Genomic DNA, 16101 nt, shown 5'->3' with positions numbered 1-16101 from the left:
GCCACCTGTTCTCTACGAGCATCCGCAGTTGCGCAGGGCACCCGCCACCGCGTCGAGCGCCGGCCTGCTCTGCTCCGGCAACCGGTCGTTCGACATGAGCGCGAAGGTGAGCACCCGCCCATCGCGGTCGAGTACATATCCGACCAACGCGCTGGCCACGCTCAGAGTTCCGGTCTTGGCCCGCACCCATCCCGCGCCCTGCCGGTTCTGTGTGACGAAGCGCGGCGCGAGCGTGCCGGTGCCGCCCGCGACGGGCAGGTAATCCAGCATCGGCGCGAGAGCCGCTGCGCGCGGGTCGTTTTCGGGCCTGGCCTGGGTTCCGGCGGGCACCACTGCCGCGGTGCCGGTCGGCTCGGCCGCGGTCGCGACGATCGAATCGAGCAGCTTCGGCGACACCCGGTCATCGACGGAAAGCCCGCTGCTGTCGGCCAGATGCAGGCCGGTGATATCGAATCCGGCCGCCGACAGGGCCGCCGAGGTAGCCGCGACCGCTCCGGCGAAGGAGGCAGGCTGTCCCGACGCTACCGCCAGCTCACGTCCGATGGTCTCGGCCAGCACATTGTCGGAATGAATCATCATGTCGTGCAGGCGAACTCGCAGAGGTGCCGACTCGACCTTCGCGATCTGAGCTCCGTTCTGCGCGGCCGGACCGACCCGCACGGCGGCCGGGTCGATACCCAGCTCGGCAGCCAGCGCCCGACCCGCGTCGAGCGCTGGGTTCGCGGTGCGCGGGGAATAGTCGGCCGACGGATCGAACCGGCCCCCATCGAGCATGATCGGTTCGATCGGCGCGATCGACCCTTCCGGAATGTCGATCGGATCCCAGCCCGAAGCCATGGTCGGCCCGGAGTAGGCGGATGTGTCGACCACGATCGCGTTCGCCTGCCTGCCCGCGGCCCGCACCTGCGCGGCCAGATCCGAGATCCGCGCGCCGTCGGTGTAGTAGCCGCCTGCGGCCTGCGTGGTCAGCGTCGGATCCCCGCCCGCGACCAGCACCAGCTCGCCGGGCGCACCGGCGAGCACCTTCGTGACCACCCGCTGATCATCGGGCAAGGTCAGCAATGCGGCCGCGACCAGCATGATCTTCGCCGTCGACGACGGAATCATGGCCTTGGCCTGATCCTGACCCCACAACACCGCCCCACTGCTCGGATCGGTGACCTGCCCGGCGAACGCACCGAGATCAGGGTTACCGACCACCGGAGCGAGTGCCGCGGCGATCCCCGCCATCGTCGGCGCTGGCGCGTCCGAGCGGGCAGGCGCCACCTCGGGAAACACCTGGCCCGTATCCGGCGGCGGCGCCACGGTGAGCCCGCCGTGCCGGAATTCCGGCGTCCAGGGCTGGGCGATCGCCGCGAAACCGCCCGCGATCACCAGTAGCGCGACGACCACCGCCGACAACCAGATCCAGCGGGACCCGCGGCGCCCCTGCACCGGTGATCCCGGATTGCTGCCGCCTGTATCGACCACGACTCGTGTCTCCCTCAACGCCGTCCGACACGCCTCGACTGCGCGACTACAGCCGCCTGCCGCACCGGTGTACCAGCACACCACACTATCCTCGTTGCGCAACGGTTCCCCAGAACGATCTGGCGATTCGGCACAGACCAGCACTCGAACGAGCAAGGAGATGGCGTGGAGTTCGACGTCACCATCGAGATTCCCAAGGGTTCTCGGAACAAGTACGAGGTCGATCACGAGAGCGGCCGGGTCAAGCTCGACCGGTACCTGTACACCTCCATGGGCTACCCGGCCGATTACGGCTTCATCGAGAACACCCTCGGCGAGGACGGCGACCCGCTCGACGCGCTGGTGCTGCTGCCCGAGTCGGTGTTCCCTGGCGTGATCGTCGAGGCCCGCCCGGTCGGCGTCTACCGCATGACCGACGAGGCCGGTGGCGACGACAAGGTGCTGTGTGTCCCCGCGGGCGACCCGCGCTGGGACCACATCCAGGACCTGGGCGACGTCTCGGAGTTCGAACTGTCGGCGATCAAGCACTTCTTCGAGCGCTACAAGGATCTCGAGCCCGGCAAGTACGTCGAGGGTTCGGAGTGGCTGGGCCGCGCCGAGGCCGAGAAGATCATCGACGAGTCCTTCGCCCGGCTGAAGGAATCCGGCCACTGAGCCGATAGACCTACGAAAAGCGGGAAGTCCGAAGAGTTTTCGGACTTCCCGCTTTCGTATCCCCTAGGTCACTTCCTTGCCCACCCCTTCGGCGGGCTTCGCGTTGCCCGCGGCCTGGATCCCGCCCGACATCCGCAGCGGGACTTCCTTCCAGAACAACACGAGCAACAGCGCGATCAGCGCGACGGCGGCCGCGACGAGGAACACCGTCGACATCGAGTCGGCGAAGCCCACCTGGAACGGCTTGGCCAGGTCGGGGTCGAGCTGCTGGATGATCGAGCTGTCCTGCAGCACCTTGCCCGCGGCCGAAGTGTCGTGTGCGAGCAGGCCCTTGGCCAGCGCGGCATCGGCCGGATTGGTGCTCCGCGCACCTTCGATCACGGCCTGCTGGTAGGCGGGATCCGCCGCCGCCTGCTGCATTTCGGCGGTGATATTCGGCGTGAGCAGCGAGAACAGGATCGACAGGAACACCGCCGCACCGAGGGTGCCACCGATCTGGCGGAAGAAGGTCGCCGACGCGGTGGACACACCCATGTCCTTGGGCGGCAACGCGTTCTGCAGTGCCAGGGTCAGCGGCTGCATGAGGTTGCCGAGGCCGAAGCCGGTGACCGCCATGAACACCATCGCCAGCCACAGCGGGCTGTCGGCGCCGAGCAGATGCAGCAGGAACAACCCGAGCGTCAGCATGATCGCGCCGATCAGCGGGAAGGCCCGGTAGCGGCCGGTTTTCGAGATCAGCCGACCCGAGAGGATCGAACCGGTCATCAACCCGAGCACCATCGGAAGCATCTGCAGACCGGCCTCGGTCGGCCCGGCACCGCGCACCACCTGCAGGTACTGCGGCAGCAGCAGCATGCCGCCGAACATCGCCGCACCGACGACGAACGAGATCACCACGCCGAGCGCGAAGGTCACGTTGCTGAAGATCCGCAACGGGATCAACGCCGCGTCGCCCATGAACTTCTCGATCGCGACGAAGCCGACGAGGCCGATCGCGCCGATCGCGTAGCAGATCAACGAAGAGATACTGCTCCAGCCCCATTCGCGTCCTTGTTCGGCCACGATCAGCAGCGGAACCAGGCCGACCGCGAGCACGATCGCACCCGCGAAGTCGATGCGGTGGGTGGCGTGCGGCTTGCGCGGCAGGTTCAGCACCCGGGTCACCACCACCAGCGCGAGCAGCCCCAGCGGCACGTTCACCAGAAACACCCAGCGCCAGCCGGTGATACCGAGAATGGTGTCCTGCCCGGCCAGCAGGCCACCGAGCACCGGCCCGAGCACACTCGAAATGCCGAACACGGCGAGGAAATAGCCCTGATAGCGGGCGCGTTCGCGGGGTCCGATGATGTCGCCCATGATGGCCAGCGCCAGCGACATCAGTCCGCCCGCACCCAGCCCTTGGAACGCGCGGAACGCGGCCAGCTGATACATCGAAGTAGCCAACGTACACAGCAGCGAACCGACGATGAACAGGCCGATCGCCGCCAGGAAGAACGGCTTTCGGCCGAACATATCCGAGAGTTTGCCGTAGAGCGGGGTACTGATCGTCGCCGTGATCAGGTAGGCCGTGGTTGCCCAGGCCTGCAGCGAGTAGCCGTCCAGGTCGTCGGCGATGGTGCGGATGGAGGTCGACACGATCGTCTGATCGAGTGATGCCAGCAGCATGCCGAGCATCAAGCCGGACAGGATGGTGAGGATCTGGCGATGGGTGAAGCCGGCGGGCGAGTCCACCGTTGGCGCGGCTGTGGTTGTCACGAATCGTTCTCCGTCGGGGTGATGCTCATGGCATGTGGCCGGGCGAGCAGGGTCGCGCGGGCGTGGTCGTAGTCGTTCACGAAGCGGGTGAGCAGGCCGGCGAAACTCGCGCGGTCGGCGGATGACCAGTCGTCGGTGATGAACGCGATGTTGTCTTGACTGCGCGCCCGGATGCGCGCGGCGACTTCGTGGCCTTCGTCGGTGGCGAGTAGCACGGTCGCGCGGCCGTCGTCGGGGTCGGCGGTGCGCACCACCAGTCCTCGTTCGACCAGCTGCGCGACCTGCCTGCTCACCGTCGACGCGTCCGAATGCACCGCGTCGGCCAGTGCCCCCGAGCGCATCGCGCCGTCACACACCAGCCGGAACAGCACGACGAATCCGGCCGGGTCGACACCCGAGCGGTCTTTTATCTGGGCCAATGATCGGTCGCGGAGGCGGTGCAGCCGGACGAGCTGGGAGGCGATCGTCTCGATCGCCTGGTCGGGCTCGCTCATCTCTCCCCTTTGCTTGCATCATACAATTAGTTGTGTGATGCAAGTATGTAGACAGAACGGTCACCGGGGCAACCGTTTGACCTGCCTTTACTCGCCCTTGAACTCCGGCGCGCGCTTCTGGAACACCGCCGCGATCGCCTCGGGCAGATCCTTCGACGGCAGGAACGCCGCGTTCCACGTCGACACATAACGCAGGCCGTCGGCCACCGCCGGGCTGGTCCGCTGCTCGAGCACGTCCTTGATGCCCTGCACCACCAGCGGCGGGTTGGCCGCGATCTCGCGCGCCATCGCGTGCGCTGCGGCCAGCACGGCCTCCTGATCGGCGAACACCTCGTTCACCAGACCCATCCGCTCGGCGCGCACCGCGTCGATGTCCTTGGCGGTGAAGGCCAGCTCACGCAGATTGCCCTCGCCGATGATGCCGGGCAGCCGCTGCAGCGAACCCATGTCGGCAACGATCGCGACCTTCGCCTCGCGCAGGCTGAACTTGGCGTCCGCGCTGGCCAGACGGATATCGGCAGCCGTGATCAGGTCGAGGCCACCGCCGATGCACCAGCCCGACACCGCCGCGATCACCGGCTTGGTGCACTCGGCCAGCGCCGTGATCGAGTCCTGCATCCGGCGGATCTCCTTGAGGAACTCCGTGCGCGGCGCCGCCTTGGCGTCGTCGGCCAGCACCGGAGCCAGCAATTCCCCGGTCGCGGGCAGGTCGAGGCCGAACGAGAAGTGCTTGCCCGACCCGGTGAGGACCACGGCCCGCACCTGCGGGTCCGCGTCGAGCTCGGCGAAGACTTCCGGCAGCTCGCGCCAGAAATCGGGTCCCATCGCATTGCCCTTGCCCGGCCCGGTCAGCGTGACCTGGGCAACGTTGTCGGCGATCTCGACGGTAAAGGCTTTCCATTCGCTCATGCCCTGATTATTGCCACCGTGCCAACCACTGGGCCCCGCACCCCCGACCTCGAGGAGGGGGCGGCGGCACCGACCGTCGGGGCCGCGAACTCGAGCACGCCAGTGCTCCAGTTACACAGCATATTTCCCGCAATCGACCTACTCTGGATGACATGCGCAGGTCGTCATTACCGCCGGTCGCATGCCGGGTCGCGGAAACTCTGATCGCCCGAGGGCACCACGGCGTCATCGTCTGCCCCGACACGCCTGCCCCCACCGCGGCCGATGCGGCCCGCGCCATGGGCGCCCAGCCCACCGCGATCCTCACCGCCCAGGTCTTCCTTCTCGACAACGACCCGGTCCTGCTCCTGGTCGCCGACCACCACCACGTGGACCTCGCCCGCACCGGCAAACGCCTCGACGGCACCCTCACCCACGCCCCCACCGCCCTGGCCGAACGCGTCACCGGCCAGCCCATCGACGGCACGGCCCCCCTCGGCCACCCCACCAACCTCCCCACCTGGGTAGATACCGCCCTGGCTGCCCACCCCGAAGTCTGGGCAGCGGGAGGTCACCCGAACACGGTGTTCCGCACCAACTTCCGCGAACTGGTCCGCATCACCGCGGGCTTACCGATCGAGATCGACTGAGTCAGTCGCGGTCACGATACGGGTCGATCAGCGCGGTAGGCGTTCGCGCTATTTCGAGCATCCGCCCCGGAAACCGTTCACCTGCAACGTAGTAGCGAGCCCTCGTGCGACCGACGGGGGCCAGAACCTCCCGCTTCACCAGATCACGAAGGTCGCGTTGCGCTTGCTGCATACTCAACCCCTCCGCCTGCTCGTAGCGGGTGCGGCGAACACGGCCCGCCATGGCCACGTCATGCAGAGCCGAAACGATCCGCTCTTCCGAGTTGGTCTCGCGCAGGTAGTCCGAAGCCACGTCCCACACCCGACGCGAGCTCTCAGCTCGGATCCGTACCGTCTGCGCCTGCTGGTGGTACGCGGTCAGATTGAACCGAAGCCATTCGCCAACATCCTGGTTCGGCCGGAATTCGCTACCTCGACGATTCAGAACCTGGTAGTACTCCCAGGTGTTTCCGGGCTCTCCCAACCATGCCTCGATCGAGGAGAACTCCGGCGCGAGCACCCCCTCGCGCGCAATCATCAGCGTCTGCAGTGACCGAGACATACGCCCGTTGCCGTCCGCCCACGGGTGAATAGATACCAAGTGCAGGTGCGCCATTGCTGCACGCACAAGCGGATGGGACGTCGCCGGTTCGTTGAGCCAGTCGATCAGCTCCGCGATCAGCGCGGGAACCTCTTCGGCGGGCGGCGCGGTATACGCGGCGACCTGCGGATTTCGAGCACTGGTCACGTACACCGGTCCGCGGCGCCACTGCCCAGCCGGTTTGCGCATCGAATGTCGATGCCCTTGCAGCATCCAGTGCAGCGCATTGAGAAAGCCCGCGCTGTAGGCGAAGCCCTCGACATCGTGCAGCGTCTGGATGTAGGTCATCATCCGCGCATAGGCGGCCGTCTCGGCGCGGTTCTCCTCCGACACGTCGACGTCACGCTCGCCCGCGAGCACATCTTCCACATCAACGGTCGAGACCTTGAATCCTTCGATCGAGTTCGAGGCCGACACGGCGTCTGCGGTGAGGAACTTGCGAAGCCCGCCCACCCAAACCGCGGGCAGGCTCCGAAGCTCGAACCGCAAGTCCGCGCGCATCTGATCGACCTCAGCCAGCACTTCGAGGTCGATAGAAGACAGAGTGGGGGTCGGATAGATCATGACGAAATGATGTCATGACGCCATGATTAAATCAATCTTTATTACCGTGATTTGAAACAACCCGACCGGATAAGGCTGCGACCCCAGCGAAACCCGGGCGTAGTTTGGGGCGGTGGGCGATGCGCAACCTTCCCGGACCGGCTTCACGGTTCCCGATGATCTGAGTCCGATCACGGCCGAGCAGTACCGGGGCTCGATGCGGCACTATCCCGCCGGAGTCACCGTGGTGACGATCGGTTCGGCGACCGGCCCGGTGGGCTTCACCGCGACCTCGTTCGCCTCCCTGTCCCTGGAACCACCCCTGGTGTCGTTCAATATCGCGCACACCTCATCGAGCATCGACGCGCTGCGAGCCGCGGACTCGGTGGTGATCCATTTCCTGGGCGAACACCAACAACACCTGGCCCACCGCTTCTCCCGCACCGCCGCCGACCGCTTCACCGACCGCGCCCTCTGGACCACCCTCGACACCGGCGAACCGGTCCTGCACGGCACCCCCATCTGGCTCCGCACCACCGTCCACAAACTCATCGACCTGGGCGACCACACCCTCGCGGTAGGCCTGGTAACCCGAGTCCACGACCAAACCGAAGAATCCCCCTCAGCGGCCCCGCTGCTCTACTACAAGGGCAAATACCACCGCCCCACCGCCCTCGACACCTGAGACGCCCCGCCGTGATCGCGTTCGACAGACCAACCTCATAGTCGTACTATATTTCGTACGACTACAGAGTGAGGCTTCGATGACTGCACTACCGATCTCGACCGCCCGCCAGAACTTGTTCAAGCTCGTTCAGCAGGTCAATGACGACCACGACACAGTCACTGTCGTAACCAAGTCAGGCGAGAACGCCGTGCTGGTCTCCGAGGCCGATTGGAACTCCATCCAAGAGACTCTGTACGTCCTTGCCACACACGGCGGCGTCCGACTCCTCGAGTCGGCACGAGACGCGCGCGATGGGAAGTTCGAGGCCCATGAGCTGATTGATCCAGATGCCTGACCGCAAGCTAGCGTTCAGCGCCTTCGGGTGGGAGACGTACACCTCGTGGCTCATGAGAGATCGCACCGTCCTCAAGGCTGCCAATAAGGTCATCGCCGCGGCTCTGGCGAACCCTTTCGAGGGCATCGGCAAGCCCGAACCACTGAAGCATCATCTTGCGGGGAACTGGTCCCGTCGAATTACCAGAGAACACCGAATGGTCTACTACGTCACCGATTCCGAAATAGTCGTCATCGGTGTCGGCGGCCACTACGACGAGTAGTTCGCCCCTACCCGATCAAACAGGGGGCCGCGCCTTCGGGGGAAGAGGCGGTGAGGGGGCGGGTTTCGGGGGTGGGGTTCCAGTGGCCGTCGGTGGCGGCGTAGGTCCAGGTGGGGCCGTTGGTGACCAAAGTGGAGACCGCTTCGATCAGGCGGTCTACGTCGGCGGCGGTGGTGCCGAGGCCGATGCTGGCTCGGAGCGCGGCGTCGAGGCCGAGGCTGGTGAGCAGCGGGTGGGCGCAGAAACGGCCGTCGCGGATGCCGATGGCGTGTTCGGCGGAGAGGTAGGCGGCGACCTTGCCGGGGGCGTAGTCGGCGATGGTGAAGGCGACGATGCCGACACAGTCGGGGCTGTCGGACCAGATATTGACCAGGTTCACGCCGGGGACCGCGGACAGGCCATCGCGGAGACGGTCGGCCAGGAAGCGTTCGTGGGCAACGAGTTCGGTGGGGTCGATCGCGGCGAGCGCGTCGCAGGCGGCGGCGATAGCGGCCGCGCCGAGCACGTTCGGCGAACCGGCCTCGTGCCGCTGCGGCGCGCAAGCCCATTCGACCTCTGACACACCGACATTGCGCACCGCACCGCCGCCTGCCAGGTACGGCTCGCCCTGGTCCAGCCAGTCCCGCCTGCCAACGAGCACGCCCGAACCGAACGGCGCGTACAGCTTGTGCCCGGAGAACGCGAGGTAGTCGATCCCGCTCTCGCGCAAGGAGATCCGCCGATGCGGCGCCAACTGCGCCGCATCGACGAGGATGCGGGCACCACACAGGTGGGCGATGGTCGCGAGCCGTTCCAGCGGCAGCACCTCACCGGTGACATTGGATGCCCCGGTCACCGCGAGCAACGCGGCAGGCTTGCTGCACAGCTCGGCGACGATCCGCTGAATCGTCTCCTCGACGGTGTCGGCGGCCCGCACGACCCGGCGACCGTGCGCGGTCCACGGCAGGAAGTTGGCGTGGTGCTCGATATCGAGGACCACGGTCTCCCCCGGCACGCACCCGGCCAGCAGGTTCAGCGAATCGGTGGTGTTGCGGGTGAACACGACGACCTGGTCGGCGTCGGCGTCGAGGAACCGGGCGACCGCGCCACGAGAAGCCTCGTAGCACTCGGTCGAGATCCGCGAGGCGTACCCCGCGCCCCGATGCACGCTGGCGTAGAACGGCAGCAACTGCGAAATCCGGTCGGTAACCTGCTTCAACGCCGGCGCACTCGCCGCGTAGTCGAAGTTCGCGTAGGAGCTGGTGCCGCCTTGAACGAGCGGAACCCGCAGGTCAGCACCGGAAACGGCGGCGATGGCACAGGTGGGGTCGATTACAGCGGTCATGACGAAATCCCGTCGGCTCAGGGACCCGCTCCAGAAGAGGTGAGGTCCGCGCTTGCCGCGTCCAATTCGGACGTCGGCCTGGTCGTCACCCGGAGCACCCCACCGCGGAGGAGGGTTGCCGACCAGCAAGCCGGGGCTGAACGCTGGTACTCGTGACCTGCAACGAGAGTGACAGACGGCAGCCGGACCTGTCAACCACCCACCACCGACTGCGCCCCGAGTCCGCGCCGACGCCGCACGACATCTCCCGGTTCAGCACGACGGCCGGGCCGTTTCGACCGCAGCGGGAAATCGGCTGTCCGCGTGCGATTTACCCTGACAAGATTGCCGCGAGTTGCCCGGTCACGCCCATTCCTCAACCATCTATGCACCCCATGATGGAGCATCCAAATGATTGGGCTCCTCCACTATTTGCTATAGTTCCCGCTCATGTCCACGAACACGAACTCCGTCCGCGGCCTGCCGCGCTATCCGGTGTACGCGCTCGGCCGGCTCACCAAGGCGCTACACGCCGAGATCGACGTCCCGTTGCGCGATCACTGGGTGCTCACCTTCATCTCCGAAAACGCCGACCTGACGCAGAAGAAAGTGGGCGACGCGCTCGGCATCGACCGCAGTGAAGTCGTCCGCCTGATCGACGCGCTGGAGCGCGCCGACCTGGTCGAACGCACCCGCGACGGCAAGGATCGCCGCAAATACCGGCTGCGGATCACCGAGGCAGGCCGCAAGCAGTGCAAGCGCACCGACAAGCTGATCGCCGAAGCCACCGCGCGCGTGCTCGGGCGCCTCGACGAAGACGAACAACGGACGCTGCACCGGCTGGCGGTCATCGCCCTCGGTGAATTGCCGGAATCGCCGTCGTGAACAGCGCCGACGGCACGCCCCGCGCTGCCGCTCGGCAACACCCGCACCGAGTACCGTTGGCATCTGGTGACCATCCTGTTTGCCCTCCGGTAACCCGCTCATGAAACAACAGACACCACCGATGGGGGTCAACCGATGAGAGGTGGACTGAGCACGATGCTCGAGCCACACACTGAGGTACCGGCGGTCCTTCGCGACCCACTGCTGCGCGCTGATCTCGCCGCGCCGCCGCGCACCCTGGTCGACATCCTGACCAGCACCGCCCTCGCGCATCCGGACGCACCGGCCATCGACGACGGCACCGTCGTGCTCGGCTACATGGAACTGATCGCCGCGATCGAGGCCAGGATGGCCGAGCTCGTCGAGGCGGGCGTGCGACCGGGCGACCGGGTCGGCGTACGGATGCCGTCGGGCTCCGCCGCGCTGTACGTGACGATTCTGGCCGTGCTCTACTGCGGCGCCGCCTATGTGCCCGTCGACGCCGACGACCCGGAGGAGCGAGCCAAGCTCGTCTTCGGCGAGGCGAGGGTGAGCGCGATCGCCACCGGCGACGGCATCGAGTCGGCCACCACGGCCGCGGGCGACCACGACTGGAACACCCTGCCCACCCCCGCCGACGACGCGTGGATCATCTTCACCTCCGGCTCCACCGGCACCCCCAAAGGTGTTGCGGTAACTCATCGCAACGCCGCCGCCTTCGTCGACGCCGAGGCCCGCCTGTTCCTGCGGAAGGCCCCGATCGGCCCCGGCGACCGCGTGCTGGCCGGGCTGTCGGTGGCCTTCGACGCCTCCTGCGAGGAAATGTGGCTGGCCTGGCGCAACGGCGCCTGCCTGGTCCCCGCCCCGCGCGACCTGGTGCGCACCGGCGCCGATCTCGGCCCATGGCTGATGCGCCGCGAGATCAGCATCGTCTCCACGGTGCCGACACTGGCCGCGACCTGGCCCGCCGAAGCGCTGGAATCGGTGCGGCTGTTGATCTTCGGCGGTGAGGCGGTGCCTCCGGAGCTGGCCGAACGGCTGGCGGGTGCCGACCGCGAAGTGTGGAACACCTACGGCCCCACCGAGGCAACTGTGGTCGCCTGCGCGGCGCTGCTCACCGGTGAGATGCCCGTTCGCATCGGCCTGCCCCTCGACGGCTGGGATCTGACCGTCGTCGACCCGCAGGGCAACCCGGTGGCCGAAGGCGAAACCGGTGAACTCGTGATCGGTGGCGTCGGCCTGGCCCGCTACCTCGATCCAGCCAAGGACGCCGAGAAGTACGCGCCGCTGCCCGCCCTCGGTTGGGACCGCGCTTATCGCAGTGGCGATCTGGTGCGCAACGACTACCAGGGCCTGATCTTCCTCGGCCGCGCCGACGACCAGATCAAGATCGGCGGCCGTCGCATCGAACTCGGCGAGCTCGACAACGCGCTACAGCACCTGCCCGGTGTCAGCGGCGCGGCCGCCGCGATCCGAACCACCAAGGCGGGCAACAAGATTCTCGTCGGCTACCTCACCGGCGCCGGTCCCGGCTTCGACGCGAAGAAGGCCAGAGAGATTCTGGCCGAACAACTTCCGGCGCCCCTGGTGCCACGCCTGGCGATCGTCGCCGACCTGCCGACGCGCACCTCCGGCAAGGTCGACCGCGACGCACTGCCATGGCCGCTGCCGAGCGCCGACGAACCCGCCGAGACCGGGCTGTCGGGCACGGCGGCCTGGGTGGCCGGCCTGTGGGACGCGATCCTCGGCGCCGAGGCCACCGATCTCGATGCGGAATTCTTCGATCTGGGCGGCGGTTCGCTGTCGGCGGCGCAGCTCGTCGGCGCGATGCGTGAGCGGTATCCGCACATCACCGTCGCCGATCTCTACGACCACCCGCGCCTTGGCTCGCTGGTCGAACTTCTGGACGGCAGCGCACCGGTGGCGGCCGTGGACGTACGTGTCGTGCAGCCGACACCGCTGCGCGCGCAGATCACCCAGGTGCTCGCCACGATTCCGCTGACCACCCTCACCGGATTGCAGTGGGTCACCTGGCTGACCGTCGTGTCCGGCATCGCGGGCTGGTCGGGTTCGCTGCCGTGGTTGCCGCGCCTGTCGTGGTGGTGGATTCTGCTGGCCTTCGTGCTGTTCATCTCGCCGATCGGCCGGATGACGATCTGTGTGGCCGGCGCCCGAATCCTGCTCGCCGGGTTGCGTCCCGGTTCCTACCCCCGCGGCTCGTCGGTGCACTTGCGGCTATGGGCCGCTGTACGTCTGTCCGAAGCCAGCGGTGCCGAAAGTCTTTCCGGCGCACCGCTGATGGTCCCGTTCGCGCGGGCGCTGGGCGCCAAGATCGGCAAGGGCGTCGACCTGCACAGCCTGCCCCCGGTCACCGGCATGCTCGAACTCGGCGACGGCGCCAGCGTCGAACCCGAAGTGGACCTGTCCGGCTACTGGGTCGACGGCGACATCGTGCACATCGGCGGCATCACCATCGGTGACGGCGCGGTGATCGGTGCCCGCTCGATCCTGCTGCCCGGCACCAAGATCGGCAAGAAGGCCGAGATCGCCCCCGGTTCGGCGGTATCGGGCAAGGTCCGCGGCGATCAGGAATGGGCGGGCTCGCCTGCCACCAAGACCGGTAAGGCACCGCGCCGCTGGCCCGACCACTCCCCCGAACGCGCCAGGCACTGGCTGGTCGTCTTCGGTCTGTCCTCGATGGTGCTGGCCGCGATGCCCGTATTCGGCCTCGCCGTCGGCGGCACGTTCATCGCCTGGTGGGTCCGCCAGGAGACCACCATCGGCGCCGCCGCCCTGCGCGGTTTCGCCATCCTGCCGCTCGCCACGCTGCTCAGTCTCGGCGCGTACGCCGTGGCCACCGTGCTCGCGGTGCGCCTGCTCAGCATCGGTTTGCGCGAGGGCTACCACCCCGTGCGCAGCCGGACCGGCTGGCAGGTGTGGGCCACCGAACGCCTGCTCGACTCCGCGCGCACCTTCCTGTTCCCGCTCTACGCCAGCCTGCTCACCCCGGTCTGGCTGCGGCTGCTCGGCGCGAAGATCGGCAAGAACGTCGAGGCGTCGACCGTGCTGATGCTGCCCAAGTTCACCGTGATCTCCGACGGCGCGTTCCTGGCCGACGACACCATGATCGGCAGCTACGAACTCGGCGGCGGCTGGCTGCGCATCGGCGAATCCAAGGTCGGCAAGCGCGCCTTCCTCGGCAATTCGGGCATGACCGCGCCCGGTCGTCGCGTGCCGAAGAACGGCCTGGTCGCGGTGCTCTCGGCGGCGCCGAACAAAGCCAAGGCGGGGTCGTCCTGGCTGGGTAGCCCGCCGGTGCGGCTGCGTCGCGCGACCGAATCCAGCGACACCTCACGCACTTTCGATCCACCGCTGCGGTTGAAGCTGGCCCGCGCCTTCGTGGAGACCTGCCGGTTGATCCCGGTGATGGTGACCTTCGCGATCGGCCTCGGCGTGCTGCTCGTGCTCGCGCTGATCGCCGAGCACACCGATTACCTGGTCGCCGCGCTCGTCTCCGGACTGGTGCTGATGGCCGCCGGCGCGCTCGCCGGTGCCATCGCCGTGGCCGCCAAGTGGTTGATAGTCGGGCGAATTCGCGCGGTGGAGTATCCGCTGTGGAGCTCGTTCGTGTGGCGCAACGAGGTCTCCGACGCGTTCGTCGAGACCGTCGCGGCGCCGTGGTTCGCGCGGGCCGCCACGGGTACTCCGGTGATGAATCTGTGGCTGCGCGGACTCGGTGCCACGATCGGCCGCGGGGTATGGTGCGAGTCCTACTGGCTACCGGAGGCGGACCTGGTGACACTCGGTGACGGCGCGACCGTGGAGCGCGGCTGCGTGGTGCAAACGCACCTGTTCCACGACCGGATCATGTCCATGGACACCGTGACACTCGACGCGGGCGCCACCCTCGGCCCGCACTGCGTCGCCCTGCCCGCCGCCCACATCGGGGCGGGCGCCACCATCGGACCGGCGTCGCTCGTGATGCGCGGCGACGTGGTTCCGCCGTCGACTCGCTGGTGGGGAAACCCCATCTCGCACTGGACCGATCCCGCCTCGACGCGGGAGTCGAGGCAGCGCGGAGCCGCCTGATGCGGAGCAAGTTCTACGAGGATCCCATCGATACGTACTTGCCGCAGAACGGCAATCGCGGCTACCGGGTGTCGCGCTACGAGCTGGAACTGAGCTACAAACCGGCCAGTAATCGGCTCGCCGGACGGGCGGTGGTCATCGCGATCACCACCGCGGTGCGGCCGTGGTTCACTCTCGACATGTCGCAGGCGCTGACGGTGTCGAAGGTGCTCGTGAGCGGGTTGAAGGCGGCGAAATTCGTCCATCAGCAGGGCAAGCTCGCGGTCACCCCGCAGCAGAAGATCCCCGCCGGTGGCGTGCTCGAGCTCACCATCCACTACTCGGGCACGCCCAAACCGGTGCGCGGGCTGTGGGGCGAGGTCGGCTGGGAGGAGCTCACCGAGGGTGCGCTGGTCGCGAGCCAGCCCAACGGTGCCGCCTCCTGGTTCCCGTGCGACGACCACCCGAGTTCCAAAGCGACCTACCGGATTTCGATCACCACCGACAGTCCGTTCTATGCCGTGGCGAACGGCACCCTGGTCGGCAAGCAAGCCAAGGCCAGCCAGACGACCTGGGTGTACGAGATGGCCGAGCCGATGGCGAGCTATCTGGCGACGATCCAGATCGGCAACTACCGCAAGTACCGGGTCGGCGCCGTCGGCGAACCGGTGCCGATGCACGCTGTCGTCCCCCCGCGGTTGCGGGTGAACTTCGACCACGACTTCGCGCGACAGCCGGAGATGATGGCGCTGTTCACCGAGAAGTTCGGGCCGTACCCGTTCGACGATTACACCGTGGTCGTCACCGATGACGAACTCGACATCCCGATCGAGGCGCAGGGCATGTCGATCTTCGGCGCCAACCATTGCGATGGCAAGCGCGGCGCGGAACGTCTTGTCGCCCACGAACTCGCGCACCAGTGGTACGGCAACAGCCTCACCCTGAAGCAGTGGCGCGATATCTGGCTGCACGAAGGCTTCGCCTGTTACGCGGAGTGGATCTGGTCGGAAGCCTCCGGTGGACCGACCGCCGATCAACTGGCTCGGGCCGCGCGCGCGAACCTGGCCCGTCAGCCGCAGGACATCATCATCGGCGACCCCGGCCCCAAGAACATGTTCGACGACCGGGTCTACAAGCGCGGGGCGCTCACGCTGCACACGCTGCGGCTGGAACTGCGCGATCACCTGTTCTTCGAACTGATCAGGGAATGGACCGCGCGCTACCGGCACTCCTCTATTACCACCGAGGAGTTCGTCGACCTGGCCGGTCACTACAGCGTGGCGCCGTTGCGTGGGTTGTTCGCGATCTGGCTGGGGACCAAGCCGCTGCCGCAGCTACCGCCGCTGGGCGGACAAGCGAATCAGAACACCAGATAGCGCTGGGCCAATTCCTCGACCAGCGGATCGTCGTCGGACACCATCTCCAGCGCCTCGAGGTCGGCGGCCACCGAGATGGCGCGGGCGTCGTCCTGCTCGGGATCGGGACCGTCTTCGCCGAGTTGGCGCAACAGCTTCTGCCGGACCCGGTCCTTCAATGAATTGCCCATCT

15 protein-coding genes and 1 riboswitch are annotated in these 16101 nt (G+C 67.3%); of the genes, 8 read left to right on the top strand and 7 right to left on the bottom strand.

Annotated features, from left to right (window positions below; genetic code table 11):
* Window positions 1-12 precede the first annotated feature (12 nt).
* Window positions 13-1470, bottom strand: coding sequence for a D-alanyl-D-alanine carboxypeptidase/D-alanyl-D-alanine-endopeptidase (gene dacB, locus ACFWO8_RS24095; RefSeq protein WP_378962363.1), 1458 nt, complete (start codon window positions 1468-1470; stop codon window positions 13-15).
* A gap of 165 nt (window positions 1471-1635) precedes the next feature.
* Between dacB and ACFWO8_RS24090 the strand changes: the two genes are divergently transcribed.
* Window positions 1636-2124: an inorganic diphosphatase gene (locus ACFWO8_RS24090; RefSeq protein ID WP_266297542.1), complete on the top strand. Its 489-nt coding sequence runs from the start codon at window positions 1636-1638 to the stop codon at window positions 2122-2124.
* A gap of 63 nt (window positions 2125-2187) precedes the next feature.
* Here the strand turns inward: ACFWO8_RS24090 and ACFWO8_RS24085 are convergent, their stop codons facing one another.
* The 3 genes from ACFWO8_RS24085 to ACFWO8_RS24075 all read right to left on the bottom strand — a co-directional run bounded on the left by ACFWO8_RS24085 (window position 2188) and on the right by ACFWO8_RS24075 (window position 5282).
* The gene (locus tag ACFWO8_RS24085; RefSeq protein ID WP_378962348.1) at window positions 2188-3879 is read right to left on the bottom strand and encodes an MDR family MFS transporter; all 1692 of its coding nucleotides are present in this window, start codon (window positions 3877-3879) and stop codon (window positions 2188-2190) included.
* Window positions 3876-4373, bottom strand: coding sequence for a MarR family winged helix-turn-helix transcriptional regulator (locus ACFWO8_RS24080; RefSeq protein WP_378962333.1), 498 nt, complete (start codon window positions 4371-4373; stop codon window positions 3876-3878). The genes ACFWO8_RS24085 and ACFWO8_RS24080 overlap by 4 nt, the downstream gene beginning before the upstream one ends.
* Window positions 4374-4460: 87 nt before the next feature.
* On the bottom strand, window positions 4461-5282 hold the full coding sequence (locus ACFWO8_RS24075) for a crotonase/enoyl-CoA hydratase family protein (RefSeq protein WP_378962315.1): 822 nt from the start codon (window positions 5280-5282) through the stop codon (window positions 4461-4463).
* A 152-nt stretch (window positions 5283-5434) separates the two neighbouring features.
* On the opposite strand from ACFWO8_RS24075, the gene ACFWO8_RS24070 reads away from it, so the two are divergent.
* Window positions 5435-5911 (top strand): YbaK/EbsC family protein, encoded by a 477-nt coding sequence (locus tag ACFWO8_RS24070; RefSeq protein WP_378962304.1) that lies wholly within the window; start codon window positions 5435-5437, stop codon window positions 5909-5911.
* Window position 5912: 1 nt separating this feature from the next.
* Here the strand turns inward: ACFWO8_RS24070 and ACFWO8_RS24065 are convergent, their stop codons facing one another.
* Window positions 5913-7055, bottom strand: a complete 1143-nt coding sequence (locus ACFWO8_RS24065) for a Fic family protein (RefSeq protein WP_378962273.1) — start codon at window positions 7053-7055, stop codon at window positions 5913-5915.
* A 196-nt stretch (window positions 7056-7251) separates the two neighbouring features.
* Between ACFWO8_RS24065 and ACFWO8_RS24060 the strand changes: the two genes are divergently transcribed.
* From ACFWO8_RS24060 to ACFWO8_RS24050, 3 genes are all read left to right on the top strand, one after another.
* Window positions 7252-7719: a flavin reductase family protein gene (locus tag ACFWO8_RS24060; RefSeq protein ID WP_378962759.1), complete on the top strand. Its 468-nt coding sequence runs from the start codon at window positions 7252-7254 to the stop codon at window positions 7717-7719.
* A 79-nt stretch (window positions 7720-7798) separates the two neighbouring features.
* Window positions 7799-8056, top strand: coding sequence for a type II toxin-antitoxin system Phd/YefM family antitoxin (locus ACFWO8_RS24055; protein ID WP_378962266.1), 258 nt, complete (start codon window positions 7799-7801; stop codon window positions 8054-8056).
* Window positions 8049-8318, top strand: a complete 270-nt coding sequence (locus ACFWO8_RS24050) for a Txe/YoeB family addiction module toxin (protein ID WP_378962242.1) — start codon at window positions 8049-8051, stop codon at window positions 8316-8318. The genes ACFWO8_RS24055 and ACFWO8_RS24050 overlap by 8 nt, the downstream gene beginning before the upstream one ends.
* A 7-nt stretch (window positions 8319-8325) precedes the next feature.
* Here ACFWO8_RS24050 and ACFWO8_RS24045 read toward each other — a convergent pair whose 3' ends face one another.
* Window positions 8326-9642, bottom strand: coding sequence for an aminotransferase class V-fold PLP-dependent enzyme (locus tag ACFWO8_RS24045; RefSeq protein ID WP_378962230.1), 1317 nt, complete (start codon window positions 9640-9642; stop codon window positions 8326-8328).
* Between the two features lie 43 nt (window positions 9643-9685).
* Window positions 9686-9800, bottom strand: a riboswitch (SAM riboswitch).
* A 271-nt stretch (window positions 9801-10071) separates the two neighbouring features.
* Between ACFWO8_RS24045 and ACFWO8_RS24040 the strand changes: the two genes are divergently transcribed.
* From ACFWO8_RS24040 to ACFWO8_RS24030, 3 genes are all read left to right on the top strand, one after another.
* Entirely contained in the window at window positions 10072-10506 is a 435-nt protein-coding gene (locus ACFWO8_RS24040) for a MarR family winged helix-turn-helix transcriptional regulator (protein WP_378962221.1), read from the top strand.
* Window positions 10507-10662: 156 nt separating this feature from the next.
* Entirely contained in the window at window positions 10663-14574 is a 3912-nt protein-coding gene (locus ACFWO8_RS24035) for a Pls/PosA family non-ribosomal peptide synthetase (RefSeq protein ID WP_378962207.1), read from the top strand.
* Window positions 14574-15929 carry a M1 family metallopeptidase gene (locus ACFWO8_RS24030; protein WP_378962189.1) on the top strand — a complete coding sequence of 452 codons (1356 nt, stop codon included), beginning with the start codon at window positions 14574-14576 and terminating at the stop codon, window positions 15927-15929. The genes ACFWO8_RS24035 and ACFWO8_RS24030 overlap by 1 nt, the downstream gene beginning before the upstream one ends.
* Here the strand turns inward: ACFWO8_RS24030 and ACFWO8_RS24025 are convergent.
* Complete coding sequence (locus tag ACFWO8_RS24025) at window positions 15914-16099, bottom strand: hypothetical protein (protein WP_378962176.1); 186 nt, start codon at window positions 16097-16099, stop codon at window positions 15914-15916. The two genes, ACFWO8_RS24030 and ACFWO8_RS24025, sit on opposite strands and share 16 nt — an antisense overlap.
* Window positions 16100-16101: the final 2 nt, after the last annotated feature.

The sequence above is a fragment of the Nocardia sp. NPDC058480 genome, assembly GCF_042720495.1.
Lineage (GTDB): Bacteria > Actinomycetota > Actinomycetes > Mycobacteriales > Mycobacteriaceae > Nocardia.
This window is presented reverse-complemented; position numbering and strand designations above follow the sequence as displayed.